This is a genomic window from Pseudoduganella buxea (assembly GCF_009720835.1).
Classification (GTDB): Bacteria; Pseudomonadota; Gammaproteobacteria; order Burkholderiales; family Burkholderiaceae_D; genus Rugamonas; species Rugamonas buxea.
The window spans coordinates 1-13,927 of sequence record NZ_WNKZ01000019.1 but is presented as its reverse complement, the minus strand read 5'-3'; the positions used below and the strand labels follow the sequence as shown (position 1 = coordinate 13,927).

General features: G+C 66.5%; 17 protein-coding genes and 1 pseudogene. 10 read left to right on the top strand and 8 right to left on the bottom strand.

What is annotated here, in order from left to right; translation table 11 throughout:
- Positions 1-109 precede the first annotated feature (109 nt).
- Positions 110-1,072 (top strand): MerR family transcriptional regulator, encoded by a 963-nt coding sequence (locus GM672_RS09115; protein ID WP_155470215.1) that lies wholly within the window; start codon positions 110-112, stop codon positions 1,070-1,072.
- Between the two features lie 7 nt (positions 1,073-1,079).
- Here GM672_RS09115 and GM672_RS09110 read toward each other — a convergent pair whose 3' ends face one another.
- The 4 genes from GM672_RS09110 to GM672_RS09095 form a co-directional block, all read right to left on the bottom strand.
- The gene (locus GM672_RS09110) at positions 1,080-1,478 is read right to left on the bottom strand and encodes a tellurite resistance TerB family protein (protein ID WP_155470214.1); all 399 of its coding nucleotides are present in this window, start codon (positions 1,476-1,478) and stop codon (positions 1,080-1,082) included.
- Between the two features lie 25 nt (positions 1,479-1,503).
- Positions 1,504-2,475 (bottom strand): TerC family protein, encoded by a 972-nt coding sequence (locus GM672_RS09105; RefSeq protein WP_155470213.1) that lies wholly within the window; start codon positions 2,473-2,475, stop codon positions 1,504-1,506.
- Between the two features lie 30 nt (positions 2,476-2,505).
- Positions 2,506-2,871 (bottom strand): HPF/RaiA family ribosome-associated protein, encoded by a 366-nt coding sequence (locus tag GM672_RS09100; RefSeq protein WP_155470212.1) that lies wholly within the window; start codon positions 2,869-2,871, stop codon positions 2,506-2,508.
- A gap of 176 nt (positions 2,872-3,047) precedes the next feature.
- A complete protein-coding gene (locus GM672_RS09095) occupies positions 3,048-3,791 on the bottom strand; it encodes a PEP-CTERM sorting domain-containing protein (protein ID WP_229417640.1) in 744 nt (247 codons plus the stop codon).
- Between the two features lie 180 nt (positions 3,792-3,971).
- On the opposite strand from GM672_RS09095, the gene nhaR reads away from it, so the two are divergent.
- Positions 3,972-4,904, top strand: coding sequence for a transcriptional activator NhaR (nhaR, locus tag GM672_RS09090; RefSeq protein ID WP_155470211.1), 933 nt, complete (start codon positions 3,972-3,974; stop codon positions 4,902-4,904).
- Between the two features lie 12 nt (positions 4,905-4,916).
- Here the strand turns inward: nhaR and GM672_RS09085 are convergent, their stop codons facing one another.
- Positions 4,917-5,909, bottom strand: coding sequence for a DUF4424 family protein (locus tag GM672_RS09085; RefSeq protein WP_170299992.1), 993 nt, complete (start codon positions 5,907-5,909; stop codon positions 4,917-4,919).
- 59 nt (positions 5,910-5,968) lie between these two features.
- Here GM672_RS09085 and GM672_RS09080 point away from each other — a divergent pair, with 59 nt between their 5' ends.
- From GM672_RS09080 to GM672_RS09065, 4 genes are all read left to right on the top strand, one after another.
- Entirely contained in the window at positions 5,969-6,178 is a 210-nt protein-coding gene (locus tag GM672_RS09080; protein WP_155470209.1) for a hypervirulence associated TUDOR domain-containing protein, read from the top strand.
- A 287-nt stretch (positions 6,179-6,465) separates the two neighbouring features.
- Positions 6,466-7,608: a branched-chain amino acid ABC transporter substrate-binding protein gene (locus tag GM672_RS09075; RefSeq protein ID WP_155470208.1), complete on the top strand. Its 1,143-nt coding sequence runs from the start codon at positions 6,466-6,468 to the stop codon at positions 7,606-7,608.
- A 64-nt stretch (positions 7,609-7,672) separates the two neighbouring features.
- Positions 7,673-8,338: a response regulator transcription factor gene (locus GM672_RS09070; protein WP_155470207.1), complete on the top strand. Its 666-nt coding sequence runs from the start codon at positions 7,673-7,675 to the stop codon at positions 8,336-8,338.
- Positions 8,328-9,671, top strand: a complete 1,344-nt coding sequence (locus tag GM672_RS09065) for an ATP-binding protein (protein WP_155470206.1) — start codon at positions 8,328-8,330, stop codon at positions 9,669-9,671. The genes GM672_RS09070 and GM672_RS09065 overlap by 11 nt, the downstream gene beginning before the upstream one ends.
- A gap of 16 nt (positions 9,672-9,687) precedes the next feature.
- Here GM672_RS09065 and GM672_RS09060 read toward each other — a convergent pair whose 3' ends face one another.
- The gene (locus GM672_RS09060; protein WP_155470205.1) at positions 9,688-10,248 is read right to left on the bottom strand and encodes an HD domain-containing protein; all 561 of its coding nucleotides are present in this window, start codon (positions 10,246-10,248) and stop codon (positions 9,688-9,690) included.
- A 129-nt stretch (positions 10,249-10,377) separates the two neighbouring features.
- Here GM672_RS09060 and GM672_RS09055 point away from each other — a divergent pair, with 129 nt between their 5' ends.
- Positions 10,378-10,794, top strand: a complete 417-nt coding sequence (locus tag GM672_RS09055) for a YgiW/YdeI family stress tolerance OB fold protein (protein ID WP_155470204.1) — start codon at positions 10,378-10,380, stop codon at positions 10,792-10,794.
- Here the strand turns inward: GM672_RS09055 and GM672_RS09050 are convergent.
- Positions 10,775-11,671 carry a LysR substrate-binding domain-containing protein gene (locus tag GM672_RS09050; RefSeq protein WP_155470203.1) on the bottom strand — a complete coding sequence of 299 codons (897 nt, stop codon included), beginning with the start codon at positions 11,669-11,671 and terminating at the stop codon, positions 10,775-10,777. The genes GM672_RS09055 and GM672_RS09050 overlap by 20 nt on opposite strands.
- A gap of 104 nt (positions 11,672-11,775) precedes the next feature.
- On the opposite strand from GM672_RS09050, the gene GM672_RS09045 reads away from it, so the two are divergent.
- Complete coding sequence (locus GM672_RS09045) at positions 11,776-12,171, top strand: tautomerase family protein (RefSeq protein WP_308807432.1); 396 nt, start codon at positions 11,776-11,778, stop codon at positions 12,169-12,171.
- Positions 12,168-12,755: a DUF4865 family protein gene (locus GM672_RS09040; RefSeq protein WP_155470201.1), complete on the top strand. Its 588-nt coding sequence runs from the start codon at positions 12,168-12,170 to the stop codon at positions 12,753-12,755. Before GM672_RS09045 ends, GM672_RS09040 begins: the two co-directional genes overlap by 4 nt.
- Positions 12,756-12,765: 10 nt before the next feature.
- On the opposite strand, the gene GM672_RS09035 is transcribed toward GM672_RS09040, so the two are convergent.
- On the bottom strand, positions 12,766-13,473 hold the full coding sequence (locus GM672_RS09035) for a hypothetical protein (protein WP_155470200.1): 708 nt from the start codon (positions 13,471-13,473) through the stop codon (positions 12,766-12,768).
- A gap of 128 nt (positions 13,474-13,601) precedes the next feature.
- On the opposite strand from GM672_RS09035, the pseudogene GM672_RS09030 reads away from it, so the two are divergent.
- Positions 13,602-13,927: pseudogene (locus GM672_RS09030) on the top strand (hypothetical protein); the annotation flags it as partial.

The window sequence follows — 13,927 nt, the reverse complement described above, 5'->3', positions numbered from 1 at the left end:
GCCCGGGAGTTGAACCGGCTTGGGACACAATTTATCGTTCAATCGTGTGCTTTGTCCAGGACAGCACCGTTAGAATAGGGCCTTCACAGGTTCAATTTCGGTTCAGATCATGGATGACACCAATACAAGCAAGCAGGAAAAATCGGCGCTGGCGTACCGCAGCGGCGTGGCGGCCCGCCTGGCCGGGTTGAGCGTGGAAACCTTGCGGGTGTGGGAGCGGCGTTACGGCCTGTCCGACACCCAGCGCTCGGAACATGGGCAGCGGCTGTACACGGCAGGCCAGGTGCGCCGGCTGGCGCTGCTGAAACAGCTGGTCGATCAGGGCCACCCGATCGGCACCTTGACGACCCTGCCGGTGGAGCAGCTGGCGGAACTGACGGGCGCGCGGGCGGACCATGCCGATACGCCGTCCGGCCCCATCAGCGTGGCCGTTGTCGGCGACAGCCTGGCGCGGCGCATCGCCGCCGCCGGCCGGTCGCTGGGCCTGGATGTGCGTGCCGCCTGCGCCCGGCTCGATGAAGTCACCGTGCCGATCGGCAGTGCCGACGTGCTGCTGGTGGAATTGTCCGAGCTGGACGAGGCGGCCGTGCCGCTGCTGGCCGCCGCCCGCACCCGGGCCGGCGTGGCGGCCGTGGTGGTGCTGTACCGCTTCTGCGCCAGCGCCACCATCCGCGAACTGCGCGCGCATGGCTGCCTGGTGGCGCGCGTGCCGGCCGAGATGGGTGAGCTGGCCATCCTGTGTCGCGCCGCGCTGGCGGGGCAGCAGGTGCGCCTGCCCGAACGAACGGCGGCCACCGCGCCCGTGCCGCCGCGCCGGCTGGACGAGCAGGCTTTGGCCGCCATCACGGCGGCCGGCAACCGGTTAAGCTGCGAGTGCCCCCGCCACCTGTCGGAACTGCTGCTGATGGTGGGCTCGTTCGAGCGCTACAGCGCCCAGTGCATCGCGCGCAATACCAGCGATGCTCAATTGCACCGCGACCTGGAACTGGCCGCGGCGCAGGCGCGGGTGCTGCTGGAAAGCGCGATGGAGCGGCTGGCGCTGGCCGAGGGCCTGCCGCTGCCCCCGGCCTAGGCGGCGCTCAAGCGGCGGCGGGCAGCTTGTCGCCGCTCCACGCGGCAGCGGCATGCGCCAGCAGGGTCGCTTCCGCATCCGTCAGCACGCCGTCGGCGTCGGCGATCTTCGACATCGCGCCCAGCAGCTTGCGGCGCAGCAGCGGGTCCGCGATCTCGGCCAGCAGCGTGTCGAGCGTGTCGGGCTCCAGCTCGACGTTGCGCTGGCCGCCGGCGCTTTCCAGCATGTCCTCGCACAGGTCGCCGATCAGGCCCTGGAAGGTATCGACGTCGATGTCGATCTCGTCGAGCAGGTGGGTGGCGGACAGGGTCCGCAGCTCGGCCGGAGCCAGGTTGCCGTCGATGACCATGGCCAGGGCCAGCAGGCGGCCGGCGGCGTTGGCACTGTTTTGGGGATAACTACGCATTGCAAGACTCCTTTGATGAATTCGATTAATTGGCTTTGTTGGCTTTATTGCGGGTGGCATACAGGCTCGCCACGACACTGCCGGCGATCAGGGTGGCCACCACGGCCAGCGAGATGTGCACCGGGATGTGCAGCCACGGCAGCAGCAGCATCTTCGCGCCGATAAAGCACAGCACCAGCGCCAGGCCATACTTGAGCAGGTGGAAACGGTCGGCGATGTCGGCCAGCAGGAAGTACAGCGCCCGCAAGCCCAGGATCGCAAACAGGTTCGACGTGAACACGATGAACGGGTCTGACGTGATGGCGAAGATGGCCGGAATCGAGTCCACCGCGAACACCAGGTCCGTCACCTCGATCAGGATCAGCACCAGGAACAAGGTCGTCACATGGCGCACGCCGTTCTTGCGGACGAAGAACTTCTCGCCATGGTCGCCTTCGGCCACGGGCAGCACGCGGCGCGCGAAGCGCAGCACGGGATTGTTCTTCACGTCCGGTTCATGGTCGGCCGCCCACATCATGCGCACGCCGGTGAACAGCAGGAAGGCACCGAACAGGTACAGCACCCACGTGAATTCCTTGACCACCCAGGCACCGGCCAGGATCATGATGGCACGCATGACGATGGCACCGAGGACGCCGTAGATCAGCACGCGACGCTGGTATTCCGGCTTGACCTGGAAGGCCGAGAAGATCAGCAGGAAGATGAAGACGTTATCGACCGACAGCGCCTTCTCGATCAGGTAGCCGGACAGGAATTCCAGCGCCTTCTGCTCGGCGATGTCCGGCCCCACCGTGCCCTTCAGGTACCACCACAGGCCGCCGTTGAACAGCAGTGCCAGCGAGAACCAGCCGAGCGACCACGCGCCCGCCTCGCGCACCGACACCTTGTGTGCCTTGTTGCCGCCGAAGACCCACAAGTCGAGTGCCAGCATTACCAGCACAAATGCCACGAAGCCCGCCCACATGGGGCCGCTGGCAATGTTTTCGAGACCGTTCATGATCGATGTCCTATCCGTTGATGGTGTCCGTCAGTGTGTGCCGCCCGGCACCGGCGTGTCGCCGGGTTCGGGCACCGTCAGTTTTTCGTGGGTGAAGGCACGGCGCCGGGCCAGCTGGCGCGACACGGCGCGGTCGGCCCGGTCCGCGGCGCGGTCGATGGCGGTGTACAGGTCGGCCTCGGTATCCTCGATCAGCACGCTCTTGCGGCCGTGGCCCAGCTGGACCTGGATCTTGCAGCGCTTGTCGCGCCCGCCGCGGGGGCCGTTGATGTCCGACAGCCAGACCACCAGCCGGCTCGTCAGCGCCCAGCCGAGGGCAAAGCGCAGGCGGCGCTTGATGTACGCACGCAGGCTGCTCGTCACGACCAGGCCGTTCGATTGAATGTCGATCTGCATAACCATCTCCTCGTTAGTGATGAGACTTCATGGTAGGGACGATCGATCATTCGTACAATTCGAATATACTTTCTTAAATCATCGAAAAAAGAGATGAGATTGGCAACGCGGGGGGAGGTGCGGCCGGTTTGCCGCGCGGGGATGGTGCGGCGGCGCCGGAGGCGCCGCCGGGTGAATCAGGCCTTGCGGCGACGTGCTGCCCAGCCGGCTACGCACAGGCCGGCCAGCAGCATGGCGTAGGTGGACGGCTCGGGCACGGCCGTTACCTGGACCGTCAGCGTCAGGTCCGAGACGGTGATGTCGGACGCAGCCTCCAGGTAACGCTCCCAATACCACTGGCCGTTCACATAGCCGGACTGGAATCCCTGCTGGGCGAGCGCGGTGTTGGCAACGGTAAGGTCGAGCCCGAAGGCGCCGTCGATCTGCTGGGCGGAAGTCAAGGCAAGCTGCGTGGGCGCGATGACGTTTTCCAGGGCGCTGCCCGGAAGATCGACCCGCTGGCCATGCTGCGTCACCGCCCACGCCAACGAAGCCCCGTTGCTGGCTGCCGCGTCGGTGCTCGTGCACAGGTCGCACGGGAGCGACTGGACAAACAGCTTGCCGTCGACGGTGGCACTGAGCGTCATCGACGTGATCCGGTAGCCTTGCTCGACCGTACCAGCAAGGCGGTGCCAGGAACTGTCGCCCGTGTCGCCCCCGCCGGACGTCGTATCGAGCATGAAATCGGGCAAGCCGACATCCAGCCCGATGCGCGCGATGCCGTTCGTGTTGGAAAGCAGCGTCATGTCGAATGGATCGCGCGATAACCCTTCGGCCCATGCCAGGCTGAAGCCGGTCGTTGCGATCGTGCCGGCCGCATGCGCGGCGCTGGCCGCCAACAGGGCGGTGCCGATGATCAGCTTGCTCAGAAGTGGTTTCATGTGCTCCTCGAGGTTGTTAGGATGGGTTTTCAGCGTAGCATTTTTATAACGCCGACATACTCACCAATTCCCACGATGTCGGGTTCCTTCATGCAGGGGGACGGCGCCATGACGAGCCGCCAGGCAAGGCACGTATACTTGCGCGCACCGACCGAACAATCGAACCGACGGAATCCGTAAATGGCGACTCTCAACTACAAGCACCTGCGCTATTTCTGGGCGGTGGCCCGCGCCGGCAGCATCGCCAAGGCGGCGGCCCAGCTGCACCTGACGCCCCAGTCGATTTCCGGCCAGCTGACGGAGTTTGCCGATACGCTGGGCGTGGCCCTGTTCCGCCGCGTGGGCCGCCGCCTGGAGCTGACGGAAACGGGCAAGCGCGTGCTGCGCCATGCCGAGGACATCTTCAGCGCCGGCGACGCCCTGATGGACGTGGTGCGCGACCAGGCCACGACGAGTGCCACCGTGTTTCGCGTGGGCGTGTCCGATTCCGTCTCGAAGACGGTGGCCTGCCGCCTGATCGAGCCGGCCCTGACCCTGGCCGATCCGATCCGGCTGGTGTGCCGGGAAGGGCGGCTGGCGGCGCTGCTGGCCGACCTGGCCGTCCATAAGCTGGACATGATCATTGCCGACCGGCCCATGCCCGGCCACCTGAGCGTGCGCGGCTACAACCACCTGCTGGGCGAGAGCGAACTGGGCGTGTTCGCCGCGCCGGCCGTGGCCACCACCCTGGCCGGCCCGTTTCCCGCGTGCCTGAACGGCGTGCCGCTGCTGCTGCCGGGCGAGGATTTCGCCGTCCATGCGCGGCTGATGCAGTGGCTGCACGATCACGTGCCGCACCTGCACGTCATCGGCGAGTTCGACGACAGCGCCATGATCAAGGCCTTCGGCCAGTCCGGCATGGGCATGTTCTTCGCGCCGGCGGCGATTGCCCAGCACATCTGCGCGCAGTACGGCGTCGTCCTGGCCGGCACCATTCCCAGCCTGCGCGAGCAGGTCTATGCCATCACGTCCGAGCGGCGCATCAGCCACCCGGCCACGCAGGCCATCAGCCAGGCGGCGCGACGCACCCTGGGCGAAGAGGCACCGAAGGTCGCCTCCCGGGGCGGGCCTTGAGCCGGGTTGCCGCTACTTGCGCAGTTGCGGCATCACGCCGGCATGGTCGGCGTCGAACCTGACGTTACCGAAATAGACCCGCAGGTCGTCCCTGGGCTGGAAGTTCTTCAGCCGGACCTGGTAGGTCTTGCTGTCGAGCTTCTTCACCGTGCCGGGAAAGCACAGGCTGACCAGCTCGGCGGGATCGCGCTTGACAATATTGAGCGTGAAGTCCTCGATACCCCGTTTCCATGTATTGCCCGTTTTCAGGATGTAGGCCACGTGGGCGGCAATCACATGGCCATCGTTGCGCGCCTCGACTTTCTTATATGCGGCGAAAAAGCTCTTGTCGGCGCAATAGGTCGCGGAAAATTCCGGATCGATCCATGAGTTGCCCGGGCCGGCGCCAACAAACGGGCGGTAAGCATGATGCACGCGAAGCACGCGTTCGGCGGGGAATATCTGCTTCCACACGTAGTTCACCTGCACATGCCACAGCGCGTCGCCCTCGTTGCCGGGCTGTTTCTCCAGCAGCCCCAGCCGCGTCAGCTCCTTGCGCTGGCGCGCCGTCAGCGGCGTGACCCTGGGCCGGGGCTCGAACTCGGTGTTGAAGGCGATCTGCACGTCGTCGAGCCCGAGCCGGCGCAGCTCGGCCGTGACGTCCCTGCCGTCCAGTTCGGCCCGCACATGCGCCGTGAAGGCGACGGGCTTGCCGTCCACCAGGATCGAAAAGCCCGATGGCTGGCCGTAATAGCTGTCCGACACCTGTTGCGTGGCGGGATAGGCCGGCAGGGGAAACACGATGGTTTCCTCGATATCGGCGGTGGACTCGTTGAGGAATTCATAATCCACCGTGATCAGGTCATGACTGACGTTGAGCACTTCCTTTTTCATGGCGATGGCATCCGTCTTGCGCAAGACGATGCCGCCCGCGCCGACGGTGGCGATGCCGTCGTTGGCCATCGCACAGGCGGGAAGAAGCAGGGCGGCGCATAGCGCGACCCGGAGGTGAACTGGGAATTTCATCGGGAATGGCGGCAATCCATGGTCAAATAAACACCATTGTCGCATTCACGGAGGACATGATGACGGGAACATTCAAGGCGGGCGATAAGGTCGAGTGGCATTCGTCCCAGGGCACCGTGCAGGGCACGGTGAAGAAAAAACTGACGTCGCACACCAGCATCAAGGGTCACGACGTGGCGGCCTCGAAAGAGAATCCGGAATACCTGGTGGTCAGCGACAAGACGGGAGCCGAGGCGGCCCACAAGCCGGACGCACTGAAAAAGATATAAACTTGACTACTGTGCAGTAACGAACGGACGGTGCCGGTCCCGTGGGGCATTATTGAGGCGTAGTGATTACATATCGAATGATTACATAGCGAATCAAGAACCTCAGGAGAGCAATCATGGGTAAATATTTTCTGGCGTGGATTCTGGGCGTCCCCGGCATCGTACTGGTGCTGCTGTATCTGTTCTTCAACTGATACGCCGTGAGGCGCAAGCGAAAACGCCACCCGACGGTGGCGTTTTGCTTATGCGTCCCCGCTTTTCCACCGCTGTCCCATGAAGGAAATTCGATGCATCGTCGTTCCCTGGTCGTCCCGGCCGTGCTCTTCCTGGCCGCCGCGCCCGCACTGGCCCAGACCGTCGTCAAGATCGGCACCGCCTCGCCCCTGTCCGGCCCTGGCGCCCACCAGGGCAAGGATATCGAAAACGGCGCCCGCATGGCCATCGATGACTTGAACGCGAAGGGCGTCGCCATCGGCGGCAGGAAGGTCAAATGGGTGCTGGCCCCGGAGGACGACGCCAGCGATCCGAAAACCGGCACGGCGGTCGCACAGAAGCTGGTCGATGCCAAGGTAGCCGGCGTGGTCGGCCACCTCAATTCCGGCACCACCGTGCCGGCGTCGAAAATCTATTCCAGCGCCGGCATTCCGCAGATTTCGCCGGCCGCCACCACGCCGCAATACACGGCCCAGGGCTTCAGGACGGCGTTTCGCGTCGTCGCCAACGACAACCTGATCGGCCGCACGCTGGCCACCTATACCGTCGCCACGATGAAGGCAAAGAACATCGCCGTCATCGACGACCGCACCGCCTTCGGCCAGGGCCTGGCGGACGAATTCGTCAAGGGCGTCAAGGCGGCCGGCGGCGCGGCCATCGTCAGCCGCCAGTTCACCAACGACAAGGCGACCGACTTCAACGCCATCCTGACGCAGATCCGCGGCCGCAATCCGGACGTGATCTTCTATGGCGGCATGGACGCCGTGGCCGGCCCGATGCTCAAGCAGATGAAGGCCCTCGGCCTGCACGCGAAGCTCGTCTCCGGCGACGGCATCTGCTCCGAGCGGCTGCCGCTGCTGGCCGGCGAAGCGCTGGGCGACGACAAGGTGGTGTGCGTCGTGGCCGGTGGCGTCAGCGGCCCGCAGGAAGCGAACTACGCCGCCTTCACGCAGCGCTACCAGAAGCGCTTCAAGCTGGACGTGGAAACCTATGCGCCCTATGCCTACGATTCGGTGATGGTGTTCGCCACGGCCATGCAGCAGGCCGGATCGAGCGACCCCGCGAAATACCTGCCGGCGCTGGCCAAGGTGAAGTACGAAGGCATTACCGGCACCATCGCCTTCGACCCGAAGGGCGACCTGCGCGACGCCGCGCTGACCCTGTTCACCTACCGCCAGGGAAAAAAGGTCAAGCTGCAGGTGATGCGCGCGAATTGATGGCTTAAGATTGGGTTCATGTCGCCGGTGCACAGTCGCCGGCATCCGTGAACGTGGAGCCGCAATGCGCATTCTTTTGGTGGAAGACGATACCTCGCTGGGCGAGACCATCCAGGCCTGGCTGAAGATGGACCAGCACGCGGTGGACTGGGTCCAGCGGGGCGACTCGGCGCAGACGGCGCTGATGACGCACCGCTATGACTGCGTGCTGCTCGACCGCGGCCTGCCGGGCCTTTCCGGCGATGCCTTGCTCGCTTCGCTGCGCGCGGCCGGCAACCGCGTGCCCGTCATCCTGATCACGGCGTTCAACGCCCTGGCCGACCGGGTCGAAGGCCTCGACCTGGGCGCCGACGATTACCTCGTCAAGCCCTTCGAGCTGGAAGAGATGTCTGCCCGCATCCGCGCGGCCGCGCGGCGTGGCGCCGATCAGGTCAGCAACGACTTGAGCCACGGCGACATCGCCTTGAATATCGAGACGCGGCAGGCCACCCTGGCCGGCCAGCCGGTGGCCCTCACTGCCCGCGAATACCATGTGCTGTATGCGCTGCTGCTGCGCCGGAACAGCATCGTCACCCGCGCCCAGATCGAGGAAACCCTGTACGGCTGGGGCGACGAGGTGGAGAGCAATGCCATCGAAGTGTACATCCACAACCTGCGCAAGAAGCTGGGCAGCGACAGCATCGTTACCGTGCGCGGACTCGGCTACCGCTTGAAGAACCATGAAGACTGAGTCTGCACCGTGGTCGCTGCGGCGGCGCCTGCTGCTGGCCATCATCGGCGCCAGCACCGTGCTGTGGCTGGCCAGCCTGGGCATCGTCACCGTCATCGCCTGGCAGGAAACGAAGGAAGTGTTCGACGACGCCCTGGAGGAATCGGGCTATATGCTGATGGCCGCCACCACCGACTGGGCCGAACGGGGCCTGCCCCCGCAACGGGGCACCAGCGAAGAGCACAAGGTCGACATGCAGTACCAGGTCGTGGCCAACGGGCGCGTCATCCAGCGCACCGCCGGCGCGCCGGCGACGCCTTTTGTCACCGGCTTCGACGACGACGACGGCTTTGCCGACCCGAACGTGGACGGGGACCGGTGGCGCGTGTTCGTCGTGCGCGACGAGGCGCGCAGCTTCGAAGTGCAGGTGGGGCAACGGCACGACAAGCGCTTCGATATCCTGGAAGAGCTGGCCGAGCACCTCTGGCTGCCCGTGACGGCCTTCCTCGTGCTGCTGGCGCTGGTGTGCTGGTTGCTGACGGGCCGCGTGCTCAAGCCCTTGCGCGAGACGGCCGCCGCCATCGCGGCCAAGACGCCGGGCGACCTGGCCCAGGTGCCCACCAGCGGCCAGCCGCGCGAGCTGCTGCCCATCGTGTGTGCCCTGAACGGCGTGCTGGCCCGCCTCGACTCGGCATTGCAGGCCGAACGCCGCTTCACGGCCGACGCCGCGCACGAGCTGCGCACGCCGCTGGCCGCACTGCAGATGCATGTGCAACTGCTGCAGCGCCAGCATCCCGACCTGGCTGCGCCCTTCCTGAAGCTGCGCCACGATATCGCCCGCAGCACGGCGCTGGTCGACAGCCTGCTGACCCTGGCCCGGCTGGACCCGCTGGCGCGCGAGCAGCTGGTGCGCGAGCCGGTGGCGCTGGCGCCGCTGCTGGCGCAAGTGGTGGCGACGCACGCGCAAGTCGCCGCCCAGCGCCACATCACGCTGACCACGCGCTGCGACGTGGAGACGGTGCAGGGCGACCCGCACATGCTGGAGATCGTGCTGCGCAACCTGGTCGACAACGCCCTGCGCTATTGCCCGGCCGGCAGCCGCGTCGAGATCGATGCCATCGCCCATGCGGGCGGCGTGCGCATCGCCGTGCGCGATGACGGTGTCGGCGTGGACGATGCCAGCCGCCGGCGGCTGACGGAGCGGTTCTTCCGCGTGCTGGGGCAGGGGCAGGGCGGCAGCGGCCTGGGGCTGTCCATCGTCAAGCGCATCGCCGACCTGCATGGCATCGCGCTGGCATTCGGCACGGGCCTGGACGACCGGGGCCTGGGCGTCACGCTGGACTTCGAGGCCTGACTCTCCGGCCTGACCTTCAGGCGGCCAGCCGGGCCATTTCGTTGACGGTGCGCGTCAAGGCATCCGCCACGGGCACGCCGCGCCGGGCGAAGATGTCGCTCAGGCACCCGTAGTACCACAAGGTACCTGCCTTGCCGGCGGTGAAGCGGTCGAACACGGCCGGGCCGACGGCCTCCAGATCGTCGACGATGGCGCGGGCGTTGTACAACTTGTCGCAGCCGCTGACGAGCAGGGTTTCCTCGTCGGCTTCGGCCAGGTGGGCGAGATAGGCGCTCTTGCGCTCCTGCCAGGCCGGCTTGGCGCCGCCCGCGTCGGGCACGCCATCCGTGCAGCCGCGAACGATGCGCAGCACGCGCGCGCCGAAGCGGGCGATCGCCGGCTCGAAGCCAGGGCCGCCGTCTTCCAGCACGTCGTGCAGCAGCGCGGCGATCTGCTGGTCCTCGTCGCCGCCATGCCGGGCCACCAGCGCGGCCACGCCGACCGGGTGGACGATATACGGAATCGCCGTGCCCTTGCGGGCCTGGCCTTCATGGGCCCTGGCGGCCAGCGCCAGCGCTTCGGTGAAACGAGGAGTCATCGGGGCTTTCGCGAATTGGGTTCAGGCCGATTATAGCGAAGCGGTTGTGTCCTTAAGATGCGGTTAATGTCCGCTCGGTGTAATGCCCCTGTCCCCGCCACGGCGGGCTTACCTGAAAAAGGAACGACCATGAAACGTACCCTGAAACTCTCCGCCATCGCCACCCTGGTCGCCGCTTCGGCCTTCGCCTATGCCCAGACGGGCGGCTACACGGGGCCGAGCGCGAAGCCGGCCACCGCGACCGCGCCGGCCGGCTACACAGGTCCGTCGAACGTGCAGCTGATGAGCGCCAAGGAGCTGCTGGACAAGGGCAAGGACGACCAGTACGTCAAGCTCAAGGGCAAGCTGGTCAGCCACAAGGGCGGCGACGAATACGAGTTCGCCGACCAGAGCGGCAAGATGACGGTGGAGATTTCCGCGAAGCTGTTCCCGCAGGGCGCCACGGTCGACCACAACACGGTGGTGGAACTGGTGGGCGAATTCGACAAGGAGACCTTCGGCGAATCGACCTTGGACGTGGACCAGCTCAAGGTGGTGGCGAAATAAGCCCCGCCGGCGCGTGCTGCGCCAGGGTGTGCAGCACGATGTCATGCAGCCGCTGCGTGACGGGCGCAGGTTCGGGCACGGCGCAGTGCAGGTTCAGTCCCACCGTCGGCAAGGGCGGCAGGGCGGCGGTGTCAAAGAGGCGCAGGTGGGCCGGCATGCCGATGGCCGTGCGCACCGTCACCCCCAGCCCAGCCGCCACGGCGGCCCACACGCCACCCAGGCTGGGGCTCGTGAAGGCGATGCGCCAGGCGATTCCGGCACGGTCCAGCGCCGCGATGGCGGCCGTGCGCATGATGCACGGCGCGTCCATCATCACCAGCGGCAGCGGTTCTGCCGCATCGAAAGTACCGATATCGGCCGCGCCGATCCACTGCATCGGCAGCGCGTCGATGGCAGGCGTGCCGTGTGCGATTGCCGTACCGGCATTCCACGCCAGCGCCAGGTCCAGCTGGCCTGCGGAGAACAGCTCCATCAGCTGGGCGTTGCGCGCCACCCGCGCCTCGATGCGTACGCGCGGATGCGAGCGCGCGAAGCGGCCCAGCACGGCCGTCAGGATGTGTTCGCCGAAATCCTCCTGCATGCCGAGCCGGATGCTGCCGGCCAGCTCGACACCCCGCACGGCCGCCGCCGCCTCGTCGTTCAGCTCCAACAGGCGCCGCGCGTAGGCCAGCAGCGCTTCGCCGACAGCCGTGGGCGCCAAGCCCCGGCCCGTCTTCTTCAGCACGGGCGCGCCGACCTGGTCCTCCAGTTTCTTGAGCTGCGCGCTGATGGCAGAGGTCGAGCGGCCCAGGCGGTCCGCGGCGCGGGCAAAACTGCCCAGGTCCACGCCCGTGACAAAGGTACGCAGCACGTCGAGATCGAACGTCAGCCTGTTCATGATCGTCCTGTTTTTATGGATGGTCAGTTTGAATATTCCTGATTTTATGAATGACGATAGGCGCGTAGACTGGGTTTGTCAATTCCCAGGAGCGCACCATGCCGATGACCCGCATATCCCTGCAGAAGGGCAAACCGCCCGAATACCTGCGCGCCATTTCCGATGGCGTGCACCGCGCGCTGGTGGAAGCATTCGACGTGCCACCGAAGGATCGCTTCCAGCTGATCCACCAGCACGAAGCGCACGAGATGAGCATCGACCCGCATTACGAGGCCGAAGGGCGCAGCGCCGACTATGTCTTCATCAACGTCATCGCCGGCCGCCCGCGCAGCACGGCCACCAAGGCCGCGTTCTACCGCCGGCTGGTGGCGCTGCTGGGCGAAGCGCCGGGCCTGCGGCCGGACGACGTGATGATCGTCATCCAGCACTCGCAGTCCGAGGACTGGTCCTTCAGCGCCGGCAGGCAGGGCCTGCCCGGCTTCGCGGGGAGCCAGCCATGATCGCCATGCAGTACAGCTTCGTGCTGCCGGCCGACTACGACATGGGCATCGTCCACCGCCGCATCGCCGAGCGGGGCCACCGTACCGACGGGCTGCCGGGCCTGCTGTTCAAGGCCTACCTGGTGGCGGAAAAGAACGGCGATGCTGCTGCCGACAACCTGTACGCGCCGTTCTACCTGTGGCAGCACGCGGACGCAATGCAAGATTTCCTCGCCGGCCCGGGCTTCGCCAGTGTCTCGCAAGCCTTCGGCTGGCCTGCCGTGCCTACGTGGACGACGTGGCACGCCCACGTGCCGCCCGACGTCGCCCACGCCCGCTTCGCCACGCGCAGCGTCCACCCCATCGCCCAGCACACCGCGCTGGCCGCGCTGCGCGAGGCCGAGGGCGCGGCGGCCCAGGTTGCCCTCGCTGCCGGCGCGCTGGCGGTCGTGGTGGGCGTCGAGCCGGGTGGGTGGACCCTGGTGCGGTTCTGCCTGTGGCGGGAGCGGCCCGATGCCGCCAGTGGCGTGCAGGCGTATGGGGTGGGGCATTTGTCGGTGGGGGGGCTAGCCGGATTTGCCGGGCTGGCAGTTCAGGTGCGCTGACGTCGTCCGGTCAAGAAGCGTCAAGCTCCACCTTCGACATCGGCACCGCCGACTCCATCACGATCGTCAGCGCCAGGGCCGGGTCGATGGCGTCCTTGGCCATGACGATCACTTCCTGGGCCGACAGGGCCAGCATGATGGGCCACTGGGTCCGGTCCGGGCAGAACTTCTCGAACAGGGGGGTAAGGGCCGGCCAGATGATGCGCAGGTAGTTCAGCGGCAGGTCGTGCGCCTGGTGCTGCTCCGGTACGCGCGGCACGCCGAAAGCTTCGCTGCCCGTGTCCTGCGCCACGTGCTGGAAGATCGCATTCAGGTCGGGAAAGGTCTCGCAGCCCGCTTCCTGGGCCCCGCCCGCCGCGATGCCCCAGACCGAATAGCGGTCTTCGGCCAGCGGCTTGTTCAGGTGGTCGCCGAAGAACAGCGTCTTGCCGTCGGCGGTTTGTACCTTGGTGAACAGGGCTTCCTCGGGCAAGCCTTGCGCCACGGCCTGGGCACGGACGGCCGCCTGGCATGCATAGCCTGCCAGGGCGCCCAGCACGCACAGCATCGAGTCGACGTGCACGCCCCGTTCCGTTTTCAGCCCCGCGATCAGGCGCTGCGTCACTTCGCGGCTGCCCAGTTTTGCGCCGACCAGGGGATCGGTCTTCGACTGTTCGGCGATGTGCGCCAGCAGGGCTGCTTCGGCGGGATTTTCCGGGTGGGAGGTGGGCTCGGTCATGTGTGCCTTTCGTTGTCGGGTGCCGGCGATTATGCCTGAAAAAGATATATAAAAAACAATCAAAAGCGGGCCTGCGCGCTCGTTGCCTCTTGTAGAATCGAAGCTCCAACCGGTCCGGAGAAACCGCCATGCCGCCGATTGCCTGGGTCCTGCTGCCGCTCCTGCTGTATGCCGCCGGTCTGGGCGTGGCCCTGCTGCGCGGTTGGCGGCCTTCGCGGCTGGCGCTCAATATCCAGCTCAGCCTCCTGCTGATGGGCTACCTGCTGACGACGGCCGGGCTGGGCATCTTCTGGGTCGCCAACCAGCAGTTGCCCGTCTTCGACTGGCACTACCTGTTCGGCTACGGCACGCTGCTGCTGGTAACCGTTCACCTGTGGTTCAACCTGCCCGCCGTGGCGCGCTGGTGGCGCGGGCCGGCCCGTGCGCCGGCTGCCGCGGCACGCCCGCCCCGGTG